Source organism: Ornithinimicrobium carbonis (assembly GCF_050703245.1).
GTDB lineage: Bacteria > Actinomycetota > Actinomycetes > Actinomycetales > Dermatophilaceae > Ornithinicoccus.
This window is the reverse complement of sequence record NZ_CP192647.1, coordinates 3,244,838-3,257,927: the sequence shown is the minus strand read 5'-3', so window position 1 is coordinate 3,257,927 and position 13,090 is coordinate 3,244,838. Positions and strand designations below refer to the sequence as shown.

At 75.4% G+C, this 13,090-nt stretch carries 14 protein-coding genes and 2 pseudogenes; 13 read left to right on the top strand and 3 right to left on the bottom strand.

All coding sequences use genetic code 11. The features are described from left to right. Positions 1–84 precede the first annotated feature (84 nt). The 10 genes and pseudogenes from ACQ95T_RS16365 (at position 85) to ACQ95T_RS16320 (ending at position 7,362) form a co-directional block, all read left to right on the top strand. Positions 85–1,155 (top strand): YgfZ/GcvT domain-containing protein, encoded by a 1,071-nt coding sequence (locus ACQ95T_RS16365; protein WP_425943271.1) that lies wholly within the window; start codon positions 85–87, stop codon positions 1,153–1,155. 71 nt (positions 1,156–1,226) lie between these two features. Then, the gene (locus tag ACQ95T_RS16360; RefSeq protein WP_431473111.1) at positions 1,227–1,919 is read left to right on the top strand and encodes a methyltransferase domain-containing protein; all 693 of its coding nucleotides are present in this window, start codon (positions 1,227–1,229) and stop codon (positions 1,917–1,919) included. A 26-nt stretch (positions 1,920–1,945) separates the two neighbouring features. Beyond that, positions 1,946–3,145 carry a winged helix DNA-binding domain-containing protein gene (locus ACQ95T_RS16355; protein ID WP_425943269.1) on the top strand — a complete coding sequence of 400 codons (1,200 nt, stop codon included), beginning with the start codon at positions 1,946–1,948 and terminating at the stop codon, positions 3,143–3,145. 97 nt (positions 3,146–3,242) lie between these two features. Then, positions 3,243–4,088 carry a 3-keto-5-aminohexanoate cleavage protein gene (locus ACQ95T_RS16350; RefSeq protein ID WP_425943268.1) on the top strand — a complete coding sequence of 282 codons (846 nt, stop codon included), beginning with the start codon at positions 3,243–3,245 and terminating at the stop codon, positions 4,086–4,088. Further along, a pseudogene (locus ACQ95T_RS16345) lies at positions 4,085–4,297 on the top strand (asparaginase); the annotation flags it as partial. The gene ACQ95T_RS16350 and the pseudogene ACQ95T_RS16345, both read left to right, overlap by 4 nt. An 80-nt stretch (positions 4,298–4,377) precedes the next feature. Then, positions 4,378–5,106 carry an asparaginase gene (locus ACQ95T_RS16340; protein ID WP_431473110.1) on the top strand — a complete coding sequence of 243 codons (729 nt, stop codon included), beginning with the start codon at positions 4,378–4,380 and terminating at the stop codon, positions 5,104–5,106. Then, positions 5,103–5,525: a D-aminoacyl-tRNA deacylase gene (gene dtd / locus ACQ95T_RS16335; protein WP_425943266.1), complete on the top strand. Its 423-nt coding sequence runs from the start codon at positions 5,103–5,105 to the stop codon at positions 5,523–5,525. The genes ACQ95T_RS16340 and dtd overlap by 4 nt, the downstream gene beginning before the upstream one ends. Positions 5,526–5,566: 41 nt before the next feature. Then, on the top strand, positions 5,567–5,896 hold the full coding sequence (locus ACQ95T_RS16330) for a DUF2516 family protein (protein ID WP_425943265.1): 330 nt from the start codon (positions 5,567–5,569) through the stop codon (positions 5,894–5,896). Next, positions 5,890–6,840, top strand: coding sequence for an alpha/beta fold hydrolase (locus ACQ95T_RS16325; protein WP_425943264.1), 951 nt, complete (start codon positions 5,890–5,892; stop codon positions 6,838–6,840). Before ACQ95T_RS16330 ends, ACQ95T_RS16325 begins: the two co-directional genes overlap by 7 nt. 66 nt (positions 6,841–6,906) lie before the next feature. Then, positions 6,907–7,362: a phosphomannose isomerase type II C-terminal cupin domain gene (locus ACQ95T_RS16320; RefSeq protein ID WP_425943263.1), complete on the top strand. Its 456-nt coding sequence runs from the start codon at positions 6,907–6,909 to the stop codon at positions 7,360–7,362. On the opposite strand, the pseudogene ACQ95T_RS16315 reads toward ACQ95T_RS16320, so the two are convergent. Next, a pseudogene (locus ACQ95T_RS16315) lies at positions 7,347–8,173 on the bottom strand (class I SAM-dependent methyltransferase). The gene ACQ95T_RS16320 and the pseudogene ACQ95T_RS16315 sit on opposite strands and share 16 nt — an antisense overlap. 43 nt (positions 8,174–8,216) lie before the next feature. Between ACQ95T_RS16315 and mshA the strand changes: the two are divergent. Genes mshA through ACQ95T_RS16300 form a run of 3 tightly spaced genes read left to right on the top strand, consistent with a single transcriptional unit; the run spans position 8,217 to position 10,852 of the window. Continuing rightward, entirely contained in the window at positions 8,217–9,530 is a 1,314-nt protein-coding gene (mshA, locus tag ACQ95T_RS16310) for a D-inositol-3-phosphate glycosyltransferase (protein ID WP_425943261.1), read from the top strand. Next, entirely contained in the window at positions 9,527–10,081 is a 555-nt protein-coding gene (locus ACQ95T_RS16305) for a YbjN domain-containing protein (RefSeq protein ID WP_425943260.1), read from the top strand. Before mshA ends, ACQ95T_RS16305 begins: the two co-directional genes overlap by 4 nt. 9 nt (positions 10,082–10,090) lie before the next feature. Continuing rightward, positions 10,091–10,852, top strand: coding sequence for a phosphoglyceromutase (locus ACQ95T_RS16300; RefSeq protein ID WP_425943259.1), 762 nt, complete (start codon positions 10,091–10,093; stop codon positions 10,850–10,852). A gap of 10 nt (positions 10,853–10,862) precedes the next feature. On the opposite strand, the gene ACQ95T_RS16295 is transcribed toward ACQ95T_RS16300, so the two are convergent. Both ACQ95T_RS16295 and ACQ95T_RS16290 read right to left on the bottom strand, forming a co-directional pair. After that, positions 10,863–11,549 carry a response regulator gene (locus ACQ95T_RS16295; RefSeq protein ID WP_425943258.1) on the bottom strand — a complete coding sequence of 229 codons (687 nt, stop codon included), beginning with the start codon at positions 11,547–11,549 and terminating at the stop codon, positions 10,863–10,865. Further along, entirely contained in the window at positions 11,546–12,928 is a 1,383-nt protein-coding gene (locus ACQ95T_RS16290; RefSeq protein WP_425943257.1) for a sensor histidine kinase, read from the bottom strand. Before ACQ95T_RS16290 ends, ACQ95T_RS16295 begins: the two co-directional genes overlap by 4 nt. Positions 12,929–13,090 lie beyond the last annotated feature (162 nt).

Here is a 13,090-nt window from a genome sequence, read left to right as displayed (position 1 = left end):
GCCCGACGAGGAGCCCGGTGAGAGGTCGCGGTGACGTACCGTGGCGGGCGGAGCACTGCACACCCCCTGGAGAGGAGACGAGCCGTGAGCGTCCTGCTGAGCCGTCCCGGTGCCGTCGAGGCGACCGGACCGGACGCCGGCGTCGCGTCCCACTACGGGAACCCGTCGAAGGAGCAGCGCCTGCTCGCCGAGGGCCTGGCCGTCGTCGACCTGTCCCACCGCGGGGTGGTGACCGTCACCGGCCCGGACCGGCTCTCGTGGCTGCACTCGCTGACGACCCAGCACCTGCTCGGGCTGGCGCCGCGCACGTCCGTGGAGACGCTGGTCCTCTCGCCCAAGGGCCACGTCGAGCACGCGCTGCACCTCGTCGACGACGGGGAGACGACCTGGCTGACCACCGAGCCCGGCGCGGCCCCGGCGGTCGTGGCGTGGCTGGACTCGATGCGCTTCATGCTGCGGGTGGAGGTCGCCGACGTCACCCAGGGGTATGCCGTGCTCGGCGAGCCGGTCGCGGCGGAGTCGGTCGAGGGCGAGCCGGTCGCCTGGGTCGACCCCTGGCCGCGGGAGGTGGGGGACACCTTCGCCTACGGGCCGCCGGAGTCGCAGCACCCCGCCCGGGGGCGGGCCTGGCGCGAGCTGGTCGTCCCCCGGGACGACCTCGAGGCGGCGGTGGGGGACCGCCCCCTGGCCGGGACCTGGGCGGCCGAGGCGCTGCGGGTCGCCGCGTGGCGGCCCCGCGCCGGGGTCGACACCGACCACCGCACGATCCCGCACGAGCTCGACTGGCTGCGCACGGCAGTCCACCTGCAGAAGGGCTGCTACCGCGGGCAGGAGACGGTCGCCCGGGTCAGGAACCTGGGGCGGCCGCCCCGGCGGATCGTCTTCCTCGACCTGGACGGGTCGGGCCACCTGCTGCCGGACCCGGGGACCGAGCTCGTCCCGGTCGAGGGGGGCCGTGCGGTCGGCACGCTGACCAGCGTGGCCAGGCACGCCGAGGACGGTCCGGTCGGGCTGGGCGTGGTCCGCTACGGCACCGATGTCGACCTCGTCCTCCTGGCCGGCGACGTGTCCGCCGCGCAGACGCCGATCGTCCTGCCGGAGCGACCGGTGCGGCGGGAACGCCCCTCCGCGCCCCGTCCGCCCGGGCCGCGCTGAGGCCGGACGGCACCGACGCCCCGGCCGCCGACCCGGCCTGCCCACCGCCCACCCCCACGGAGGAGACGACGATGCACGCGGAGCACTTCGACCAGCAGGCCGCCACCTGGGACGACGACCCGGACAAGGTCCGGCGGGCCCGTGACGTGGCCGAGGCCGTCGCCACCGCCGTGCCGCTGACCGGTCGGGAGCGGATGCTGGAGTACGGCGCGGGCACCGGCCTGGTCTCCCAGGCGCTCCAGGACCGGGTCGGGCCGGTCACCCTGGCCGACACTCTCGCGGGAATGCGGTCGGTGATGGAGGGCAAGGTCGCCGCCGGCGTCCTTCCCCGGGACGCCCGCGTGGTGTCCCTCGACGTGGAGATGCAGCAGGTGCCGCAGGAGCGCTTCGACCTGATCGTGGGCTCCCTGGTGCTGCACCACGTGCAGCAGCTCGACGCGGCCCTGGCCGCCCTGGCCGACCTGCTCACCCCGGGCGGGCACCTGTGCATCGCCGACCTGGACAGCGAGGACGGCTCCTTCCACCAGCACGACTTCGACGGGCACCACGGGTTCGACCGGGTCGCGCTCGCCGCCGACCTCGAGGCCGTCGGGCTCACGGACGTGCGGGTGGAGGACTGCACGACGATCGAGAAGGACGGCGGCACCTACCGGGTCTTCCTGGCGACGGCGCGCCGCGCCCTGGCCGACACGGGGCCGTCCACCGAGCCGGTCGGGGAGGTCGCCCCGGGGTCGCCGGGGGAGCCTTCCGGCGCCGGCCGCTGACGACGACCGCCGACCCCGTCCCCGTAGTGCGCCTCGTCGACGACCGCGAGCGCCGGAGCAGGCTCGCGGTCCGGCACGCGCTGCACCCGCGCCACCGCGTGCCCGACCCGGTCGCGGCGACCAGGGCGATGACCGTGCTGCACGCGACCGAGGCCGCCACGGTCCACCTGGCGGTGCGCGCCCGGACCGACCCGGCCGGACCCCCGTCCCCCCAGGACGTCGACCGCGTGCTCTACCAGGACCGGTCCCTGGTCAAGCAGCTGGCGATGCGCCGGACCCTGTTCGTCCTGCCGCGGGACCTGCTCCCGGCGGCGCTGGGCAGCGCGTCCGCCCGGGTCGCGCAGACCCAGCGGCGCGCGCTCGCCCGCGACGTGGAGCGCCACGGCGTGGCCCCGGACGGGGACGCCTGGGTCGAGCGGGCCCGGCGGGCGGTCCTGGAGCGGCTGGCCGGGTCGGAGCCGGTGGGCGCCCGTCGGCTGCGCGAGGAGGTTCCGGAGCTGAGCGGGGAGGTGCTCTACTCCCCCGGCAAGCGCTACGGCGGGGCGGCGCCGCTGGCGCCGCGCGTGCTCACCCTGCTGGGGGCCGAGGGCCGGGTCGTGCGCGGACCCAACGTCGGCCACTGGCGGCTCAACCGGCCGACGTGGGTGCTGGCGCAGGAATGGCTGGGCGAGCAGGTCGAGCCGGTCGCCTCCGGGGAGGGGTATGCCGAGCTCGTGCGCCGCTGGCTGCACTCGTTCGGGCCCGGCACGCTGGAAGACGTGCAGTGGTGGCTGGGGTCCACGCGGACGGCGGCGCGGGCGGCCCTGGCCGCGGTCGGGGCGGTCGAGGTGTCGCTGCAGGACGGGTCGGCCGGCTGGCTGCTCCCGGACGACCTCGCCCCGACGGCCCCGGTGGAACCGTGGGCGGCCCTGCTGCCGACCCTGGACCCGACGACGATGGGGTGGAAGGGGCGGAACTTCTACCTGGACCCCGCCCTCGTCCCCCATCTCTTCGACACGAACGGCAACGCCGGCACCACGGCCTGGTGGGACGGCCGCGTGGTGGGCGCGTGGGTGCAGGACGAGGAGGGGGTCGTGCGGGTGGTCCCCGCGCCGGGGGTCGCCCTGGGAACGGACGCCCGCGCGGCGCTGGCCGAGGAGGCCGGGCGGCTCACCCGCTGGCTGGACGGCGTGAGGATCGGCAACGTCTACTCCTCGCCGCTGATGAAGCAGGCCCGCCTGCCCTGACCGCACGAGGTGCCGCGTCCCGGCACCCGCCGGCCGCACGCCATACCCGCCGGCCCCCGACCGGTGCCGGTCCCCGACCGGCTGGCAGGATCGGCCCATGCCCGCTCCGACCCTGATCACGGTGGCGCCCACGGGCGCCGAGACGGCCAAGGCCGACGTCCCCCAGCTGCCCACGACGCTCGAGGAGCTCGTCGCCACGGCGCTCCGCTGCCAGCAGGCCGGCGCCGGCCTGGTGCACGTGCACGTGCGCGACCCGGAGGACGAGCACCGGCCCACCCTGGACCCCGCGCGGCTGCGCGACGCGGTGCAGGCGCTGCGCGAGGCCACCGACCTGGTCGTCCAGCTCTCCACCGGGGGCTCGGTGCACGACCCGCTGGAGCGCCGGCTGACGGTGCTGGACGCCGAGCCGGACTCGTGCTCCCTGACCTGCGGCACGGTGAACTTCGGCGACGACGTCTTCCTCAACCCCTTCCCGTTCATGAGCGAGCTCTACGTGCAGGCCCAGGAGAAGGAGGTCGTGCCCGAGTTCGAGCTGTTCGACCTGGGCCACGTGGCGGCGCTGCGCCGGCTGATCGACCAGCACGGCCTGCCCTACGGCGGAAAGGTCCACGTCGACTTCGTCACCGGTGTCCCCGGCGGCATGCCCGGCACCGTCGAGGCGCTCGTCGCCGGGGTGCAGATGCTGCCCCAGGAGGTCACCAGCTGGTCGGCCACCGGCATCGGCCGGGCGCACCTGCCGGTCGCCGCCGCGGCGCTGGCGATGGGCGGGCACCTGCGCGTCGGGATGGAGGACAACCTCATGTACGCCCGGGGGCAGCAGGTCCAGCACAACGCCGAGCTCGTCGAGCGGGTCGCCGGGCTGGCGACGACGATGCAGCGCCCGCCGACGACCCCTGAGCAGGCGCGCGAGCTGCTGGGCGTCAAGGAGAGGAGGACCCGGTGAACGGGGGCCAGGGCACGCGCCCGGCCCGGCCGGGCGACAGCCCGCTCGCCGGCGCGCCGGTGGTGGCCGAGGTCGTGCGCAACGGCTTCGTCGAGTCGGTCCACCACGGGATCGTCGTCGCGACCGCCCCGGGCGGCTCCGCACCGGTGGCGATCGGCCCGGTCGACGCCCCCGTCCTGCCGCGGTCCTCGCTGAAGCCCCTCCAGGCGGTGGCGATGCTGCGCGCCGGTGCCGACCTGTCCGGCGAGCTGCTGGCGCTGGCCTGCGCGCGAGCCACTCCGGGGAGGACGTGCACCAGGAGGGGGCCCTGGCCATCCTGCGCTCGGTCGGGCTCGGCGAGGAGGCCCTGCAGAACACCCCCGACCGTCCGCTGGAGGACGACCTGCGCGACCGGTGGTACGCCGAGGGGCGGCCGCCGACGTCGCTGGCGCAGAACTGCTCGGGCAAGCACGCCGGGATGCTGGCGGCCTGCGTGGCCGCCGGGTGGGACACCGGCACCTACCGCGACCCGCACCACCCCCTGCAGCAGCTGGTCGTGGAGACGGTCGAGGAGCTGACCGGCGACCGGGTGGGCGCGGTCACCGTCGACGGCTGCGGCGCACCGGCGCTCGCGGTCAGCACCAGGGGCCTGGCGCGGGCGTTCGGCCGGATCGCCTCCGCCGTCCCGGGCACGCCCGAGGGGCGGGTCGCCGACGCAATCCGTGCGCACCCGCGCCACCTCGGCGGCACCGGCCGCGACGTCACGCTGCTCGTGGACGGGGTCGCCGGGCTGATCGCCAAGGACGGGGCCGAGTCGGTGTACGCCGTCGGCCTGGCCGACGGCCACGGGGTGGCCGTCAAGATCACCGACGGAGCCGAGCGGGCACGGGTGGTCGTGACCACCGCGGTGCTGCGGCGGCTCGGGGTCGGCCGGGACGAGGCCCGCGTGGCCGCCCTGCTGGACGAGCTCGACGCCCGGGCGGCCGTCCGCGGGCACGGCGAGGTGGTGGGCGGGGTCCGCGCGGCGGGGATCTCGTGAGGGCGGTCCTGCAGCGGGTCACCCGCGCGCAGGTCACCGTCGAGGGGGAGGTGGTCGGGGCGATCGGGCCGGGCCTGGTCGCGCTCGTGGCCGCCACCCACGACGACGGTCCGGCCGAGGTGGAGCGGATGGCCCGAAAGATCGCCGAGCTGCGGATCCTGCCGCAGGAGCGGTCGGTGTCCGACGCCGGGGCCGCGGTGCTGGTCGTGAGCCAGTTCACCCTCTACGGGCAGACCCGCAAGGGCCGCCGTCCCTCCTGGGTCGACGCTGCTCCGGGCGAGGTCGCCGAGCCGCTCGTCGACGCGGTCGTCGCGGAGCTGCGCGGGCGGGGGATCGAGGTCGCGACCGGTGTCTTCGGCGCGATGATGGAGGTGGAGCTGGTCAACGACGGGCCGTTCACGGTCGTCGTCGACACCTGAGGATCCAGCCGGCCCCCAGCGGCGCGGCATACCCTGGGAGCATGCCTGCGATCTTCTCGGCCCAGAGCCTGCTCGAGACCGTCATCGGGGTGGGCGTCTTCGCGATGATGGTGTGGGCGCTGATCGACGCCGCGCGCACGCGGCCCGACGCCTTCCCGGCGGCGGGCAAGCGGACCAAGACGTTCTGGCTGCTGCTGACCGGGGGGGCCACGGCGATCGGGTTCATCTTCATGTTCAGCCCGTTCAACCTCTTCAACCTGGCGGCCATCGTCGCCGCCGGCGTCTACCACGCGGACGTCAGGCCGGCGCTGCGCGCGGTGCAGCAGCGGGGCGGGTCCGGTTCCCACATGGGCCCCTACGGCCCGTGGTGACCGCCAGACCCGACCAGGCCAGACCCGACGACACCCGGCGCGACGAGACGCGCACCGACCAGACACGCACCGACCGGACGCGCACCGACCAGGAGCGCACCGACCGGACCCGGACCGGTCCCGCCCGTCCCTCCTCCCGCGCCGCCGGCTCCACCCGCACCCGCCTCGTCCCCGGTCTGGACGGGGACGTCGAGGTGCTGACCACCGGCCGCGGGCGACCGCACACGGTCCTGGCCCACGGGGCGGGCGGGTCGATCGCGACCACCCGGCCCTACGCCGGCCGCGTCGCCGGGACGCGCACCTTCGTCCACCAGCGCGGACACGGCCGGTCCCACCGGCCGGCCGGCACGACCTGGGGGTATGGGGATCTCGCGGGGGACCTGTGGGCGGTCGCCGACGTGGTGGAGGCCGACCGGGCCCTGGGGATCAGCATGGGGGCAGGGGCCCTGCTGGCCGGCCTGGCGCAGGACCCCGACCGCTTCCAGCGGGTCGTCCTCGTGCTGCCGGCCGTGCTCGACCGGGTGCGCGAGGACGCGGCGACGGTGCGGCTCGGCCGGTTCGCCGACCTTCTCGACGCCGGTGACGCGCAGGCCGTCGCCGCGCACCTGCTGGCCGACCAGCCGGCGACGGTCCGCCACGACCCCGCCGTGGTGCGCTGGGCCCACGACCGGGCAGAGGAGCTGGCCGGGAGCGGGGTCGCCGACGTGCTCCGGGTGCTGGTGGACCGCACGCCGCTGACGGACCCCCGTCTGCTGCAGCAGGTCCGCTGCCCCGTGCTCGTCCTGGGTCAGGAGGACGACCCCCTCCACCCCGCGTCGGTGGCCCGGGAGGTCGCCTCGCTCCTGCCGCGCTCGGTGCTGCACGTGGCGGGGCCGGGTGGCATCATGTGGGAGCACCGCGAGCGCACCCGTGACCTCGTCGGTGAGTTCCTCTCGGCGCACTGAGGGGAGCAGGGTGGCACGGCCGGAAGGGAGCCCGGCGACGTGCGTCGCAGAGAGGCCGGAACGAGGATGAGCGCACAGCAGCAGGGGTTCGACGACGACGGCCGGGGGCCGGGGGCGCCCGGCGCGCCGGACCAGGACGGCGACGGAACCGGCTCCGACGTGCGCCGGGACCGCACGCAGGACATCTTCGTCGAGCGCCGGCCGTGGGGGCGCTTCCAGCAGTTCGCCACGAACGAGCCGGTCACCGTCAAGATCATCACGGTCGAGCCGGGTCACCGGCTGTCCCTGCAGCGACACGGCCACCGGGCCGAGATGTGGCACGTCCTCGACGGCCCGGTCGACGTGACCGTGGGGGAGCGCCGCTGGTCGGTGGCCGCGGGCGAGGACGTGTGGGTGCCCGGCGGGGCCGTGCACCGGCTCGGCAACTCGGGGGACCGGACCGCCCGGCTGCTGGAGGTGGCGTTCGGCGACTTCGACGAGGCCGACATCGAGCGCCTCGAGGACGACTACACCCGCCGCTGACCGACGGTGGGGGCCACCGCGTCCCAGGCCACGGTGAGCTCGCCCTGGCGCCACCGCGCGGGCCCGCCGCCAGCGGCCAGCCGCGGTCGGTCAGCTCCCGGGCGAGCGCGACGAAGCGCTGACGGGCGCCGTAGGCGCCCAGCGGGGCGTGCCGGGCCCAGGCGCGGTCGAGGTCCTGCATCAGGGCGTGCACCGGCTCACCGGGCACGTTGCGGTGGATGAGCACCTTGGGCAGGCGTTCGGCCACGACCGACGGGCGGTCGAGCCCGGCCAGCCGCCAGGCCAGGGTCAGGGACCGGGGGGCGGGCGCTCCGTCCTCCCCCCGGCGCACGTCCACCCACGCGGCCAGACGGCCCGGCTCGTCGCAGGTGCCTTCCACCAGCGCCCCGCCGAGGGCGAGCCTCGACACGACCCGGGACCAGGCGTCCGGGACCTGCTCCTCGTCGTACTGCCGCAGCACGTTGAACGCGCGCACCAGCACCGGACGCCCGCCCCCGGGCACCGGCACCTCGAACCCGCCGAGCACGAAGTCCACCGCGGGCGGGTCGGCGACCGCCCGTCCCCGGGCCACCCGCACCGGGTCGATCTCCACCCCCAGCACGCGCACGTCCGGGCGCACCGCGCGCAGACGGGCCGCCAGCTCGAGCACGGTGACCGGCGAGGCGCCGTACCCCAGGTCGACGACCACCGGGGCCTCGACCGGCCCCCGCAGCAGCGGCGCCATCGTGCGGGCGGTCCAGCGGTCGACCCGGCGCAGCCGGTTGGGGTTGGTCGTCCCGCGGGTGACGGTGCCGACCGGACGTGCTGCCACGCAGGACAGGGTATGCCGGGACCACCCGTGGGACACTGGGCCGATGACCAGTGCGGACACGTCCGGGGGCCCCACGGGGCGGCCCACCGGGGGACTGAGCAGGGTGGCGATGCTCACGGTGCACACCTCCCCGCTGGAGATGCCGGGCACCGGGGACGCCGGCGGGCTGAACGTCTACGTCGTGGAGACGGCGACCCGGCTGGCCGCCCGCGGGGTGGCGGTCGACATCTTCACCCGGGCCACGAGCGGCGCCCAGGGGGAGGCGGTCGAGCTGGCCCCCGGCGTCGTCGTCCACCACGTCGTCGCCGGACCGCTGGAGGGCCTGGGCAAGGAGGACCTGCCCGGCCAGCTGTGCGCCTTCACCGCGTCCACCTCCCACCACGTGGCCCAGCACCCCGAGCACCACCACGACCTCATCCACGCCCACTACTGGCTCTCCGGGCAGGTCGGCTGGCTGGCCTCGGACCGCTTCGACGTCCCGCTGGTGCACACGATGCACACGATGGCCAAGGTGAAGAACCAGGCCCTGGCCGACGGCGACGACCCCGAGCCGCGCGGCCGGGAGATCGGCGAGGAGCAGGTCGTCGCCGTGGCCGACGCGCTCGTGGCCAACACGCAGGAGGAGGCGCGTCAGCTCGTGGAGCTCTACGACGCCGATCCCGCCACCGTGCACGTCGTGCCGCCCGGCGTCGCGCTGGAGACCTTCCGGCCCGGCCCGCAGGAGGAGGCGCGCGCCCGGGTCGGGCTGGCGCCCGAGGCGGTCGTGCTCCTCTTCGTCGGACGCATCCAGCCGCTGAAGGCGCCCGACGTGCTCCTGCGGGCGGCCGCCGAGCTGCTCCGGCGACGTCCCGAGCTGCGCGAGCGGCTGGTCGTCGCCGTCCTCGGCGGGCTCTCCGGCTCGGGCCTGACCCGCCCCGACCTGGTCCAGGACGTCGTCGACCAGGAGGGGCTGAGCGACGTCGTGCGGCTCGGCCCGCCGGTCTCCCGCGAGGAGCTGGCCGACTGGTACCGCGCCGCAGACGTCGTGGCCGTGCCCTCCTACAACGAGTCCTTCGGCCTGGTCGCCGTGGAGGCGCTGGCCTGCGGGACCCCCGTGGTCGCCGCGGACGTCGGCGGTCTGCCCGTGGCCGTCGGCGAGGCCGGCGTCCTCGTCGAGGGGCACGACCCCGGACGGTGGGCAGACGCGCTCGACGGCGTGCTGCACACCCTCGAGGTCCCCGCGGAGCGGGAGGCCTGGTCGTGCCGAGCGGTGGCGCACGCCTCCAGGTTCTCCTGGGAGGTCACCGTCGACCGGCTCGTCGAGGTCTACGCCGGCGCCGTGGCGGCCCGGCGCGCCCCGGGGCGGAGGAGCAGGTGAGCGCGGCCCCGGTCGACGTGGTCGAGCACCTTCGCCACCTGCTCGATCGGATCGGCGTGGACTGGGAGGAGGGAACGCGCGACGGCGAGACGGTCGTCACCCTCCCCGGGGAGCGCAAGCTGCGCACCGTGGTCTCCCTGCTCGTCGGCGAGCGGGCGCTGGACCTGCGCGCCTTCGTCATCCGTCACCCCGACGAGAACCACGAGGAGCTCTACCGGCACCTGCTCCGACGGGCGCTGCGCCTGCCCGGGCTGGGGTATGCCGTGGACGCGGTCGGCGACGTCTACGTCACCGGGCGGCTGCCGCTGGCCGCGATCGAGGAGGAGACCGTCGACGAGCTCCTCGGGGCGGTGCTCGCGGCGTGCGACGACCCCTTCGACGACCTGTTGCGGCTGGGCTTCTGGACCTCGATCCGGCGGGAGTGGGCCTGGCGCCGCTCGCGGGGGGAGTCCACCGCCAACCTGGAGGCCTTCCGGGCCGAGCTGGAGCGGCTGGACGGTGCCGCCGGGCAGCCTCCGGTCCCCGGGGCCGGGCGGGCCGCACCCCAGTAGGGTGGGGCCATGAGCGACGTCGCACACACCCTCATCCTGCTCCGTCACGGCGAGAGCGACTGGAACGCCAAGAACCTGTTCACCGGATGGGTGGACGTGGACCTCACCGACAAGGGCCGTGCCGAGGCCGCGCGCGCCGGCGAGCTGCTGCTGGGCGAGGAGCTGCTGCCCGACGTGCTGCACACCTCGCTCCTGCGCCGGGCGATCACGACCGCCAACACCGCCCTCGACGTGGCCGACCGGCACTGGATCCCGGTGCGCCGGTCCTGGCGGCTCAACGAGCGGCACTACGGCGCGCTGCAGGGGCTGGACAAGGCCGAGACGCGGGAGAAGTACGGCGAGGAGCAGTTCATGCTCTGGCGGCGCAGCTTCGACACGCCGCCGCCGCCCATCGAGGCCGACTCGCAGTTCTCCCAGGCCGGCGACCCCCGCTACGCCGACGCCGACGGTCCGATCCCCGAGACCGAGTGCCTCAAGGACGTCATCGCCCGGATGCTGCCCTACTGGGACTCCTCGATCGTGCCCGACCTGCGGGCGGGCAGGGTCGTCCTCGTCGCCGCCCACGGCAACAGCCTGCGGGCCCTGGTCAAGCACCTGGACGGGATCAGCGACGACGACATCGTCGGCCTGAACATCCCGACCGGCATCCCGCTGCTCTACGAGCTCACCGCCGACCTGGAGCCGGTGACCCCGGGCGGCCGCTACCTGGACCCCGACGCCGCCGCGGCCGCGATCGAGCAGGTCGCCAACCAGGGCAAGGCCAAGGCCTGAGCCCGGGCGGTCAGGCGGCCGTCTCGAACTTGTAGCCCAGCCCCCGGACCGTGACGATGTGCACGGGACGGGAGGGGTCCGGCTCGACCTTGGCGCGCAGGCGCTTGATGTGCACGTCCAGGGTCTTGGTGTCGCCGACGTAGTCGCTGCCCCACACCCGGTCGATCAGCTGCCCGCGCGTGAGCACCCGTCCGGCGTTGCGAAGCAGCATCTCCAGCAGCTCGAACTCCTTGAGCGGCAACGATATCGACGTGCCGTCGACCTGGACGGTGTGGCGCTCGACGTCCATCCGCACCGGCCCGGACTCCACGGTGGAGGGCAGCAGCTCCTCGGGCTCGACGCCCCGGCGGAGCACGGCCTTGATCCGCGCGAGCAGCTCACGCCCCGAGTACGGCTTGGTGACGTAGTCGTCGGCGCCGATCTCCAGCCCGACGACCTTGTCGACCTCGGAGTCCTTGGCGGTGAGCATGATGACGGGCACGCTGGAGCGCTGGCGCAGCGCGCGGCAGACGTCGGTGCCGGACAGCCCCGGCAGCATGAGGTCCAGCAGCACCAGGTCGGCCCCGCTGCGGTCGAACTCCGCGAGCGCCTCGGGCCCGGTCTCGGCGACGGCCACGTCATACCCCTCCTTCTCCAGCAGGTAGGACAGGGGGTCGGAGAAGGACTCCTCGTCCTCGACCACGAGGATCCGCGTCATCGGTGGTCACCTTTCCGTGGGGGCGTGGGTGCTGCGGGCGTCGACGGGTCCCAGGGTATGCCGTCGCCGCGGGCCGGTCCGTCGCCCCCGCCGGCTGCAGGCGCCTCGGGAGCCCCGGGGGTCTCCTGGGTGCCGGGGGTCTCCTGCGGGCCGTCGACCTCCCGCGGGCCGGCGACCTCCTGGAGCGCGGGACCGACGGGGTGCTGCCCCGGTCCGTGCGGTGCCTCGGACCCGACGGGTCGGTCGTCGCCGACGACCGCCGGCAGCCGGAGGGTGAAGGTCGAGCCCTGCCCCTCCTGGCTCCACACCGTCACCTCCCCGCCGTGGTTGGCGCAGATGTGCTTGACGATCGACAGCCCCAGACCCGTGCCGCCCGTGCTCCGGGACCGGGCGGCGTCCACCCGGTAGAAGCGCTCGAAGATGCGCTCCTGGTCGGCGACCGGGATGCCGCGGCCCTGGTCGGTGACCGAGACCTCCACGAGGTCGTCCACCCGCCGGGTCACCACGCTGATGCGGGTGCCGTCCTCGGAGTAGGCGATGGCGTTGGTGATGAGGTTGCGCACCGCCGTGGTGATCAGCTCGGGGTCGCCGTAGACCCGCAGCCGGTCGCGCGCCTGGGTGGTCAGCGCCACGACCTCCCGCTCACCGGCGAGCAGGCGGGTGTGCTCGGCCGCCTCCTCGGCGCAGCCGGCGACGTCGACCACGACCATCCGGTCGAGCACGTCGTTGGTCTGCAGGCGGGACAGGTCGACGATCTCGCTGACCAGCCGGGTCAACCGGGTGGTCTCCTTCTTCATCCGCCCGGCGAACCGGGCCACGGCCACCGGGTCGTCGGCGGCGTCCTCGACCGCCTCGGCCAGCAGCGCGAGGCCGCCGACCGGCGTCTTGAGCTCGTGGGAGACGTTGACGACGAAGTCGCGCCGGACCTCCTCCACCCGCCGGGCCTGGGTGCGGTCCTCGACCAGGGCCAGGACCAGCCCGTCGCCGATGGGGGCGACCCGGGCACCGACGACGGCCCGCCCCGGACCGACGGGACCGCGGGCGATGTCGTACTCCGCCTCGCGGATGACCCCGTCCTGCTGGACCTGGGCCACCAGCTGGCGCAGGTCGTCGTGGACCACGTCCCGCCCGCGGACCAGACCGAACGCGACGGCTGAGGCGCTGGCGGTACGGACGGTGCCGCTGCGGTCGACGACGATGCCGCCGGAGCGCAGGACCGAGAGCACGTCCAGGACCCCCTCGGGCAGGGCGGGGGGCTGGTCGACCGGCTCCGGGGGGCGCGCCTGCGGCCGGCCGGCGAGCAGGACCACCCACCAGACGATCGCCGCCAGGAGCAGACCCACGGCCATGCCGACGACGGCCGCGATGACAGGACTCACGGGTCCAGCCTAGGCCGGGCGCCCGGGGGTCCCGGACCGTGCGCGCCGTGCGACGGGGGCGCGACGGCAGCGCGACGGCACCGGCCAGGGTCCTCGCCGGGTGCTGTCGGCCCAGAGTTCACCCGGGTGTCGTACGGTGTTCACACGTCGCTGCCATGGTCG

Excerpts from the sequence above, each read along its gene's own strand:
- ACQ95T_RS16360 (WP_431473111.1), top strand. The coding sequence starts at position 1,227 with ATGCACGCGGAGCACTTCGACCAGCAGGCCGCCACCTGGGACGACGAC.
- ACQ95T_RS16350 (WP_425943268.1), top strand. The coding sequence starts at position 3,243 with ATGCCCGCTCCGACCCTGATCACGGTGGCGCCCACGGGCGCCGAGACG.
- ACQ95T_RS16330 (WP_425943265.1), top strand. The coding sequence starts at position 5,567 with ATGCCTGCGATCTTCTCGGCCCAGAGCCTGCTCGAGACCGTCATCGGG.
- ACQ95T_RS16320 (WP_425943263.1), top strand. The coding sequence starts at position 6,907 with ATGAGCGCACAGCAGCAGGGGTTCGACGACGACGGCCGGGGGCCGGGG.
- mshA (WP_425943261.1), top strand. The coding sequence starts at position 8,217 with ATGACCAGTGCGGACACGTCCGGGGGCCCCACGGGGCGGCCCACCGGG.
- ACQ95T_RS16300 (WP_425943259.1), top strand. The coding sequence starts at position 10,091 with ATGAGCGACGTCGCACACACCCTCATCCTGCTCCGTCACGGCGAGAGC.
- ACQ95T_RS16295 (WP_425943258.1), bottom strand. The coding sequence starts at position 11,549 with ATGACGCGGATCCTCGTGGTCGAGGACGAGGAGTCCTTCTCCGACCCC.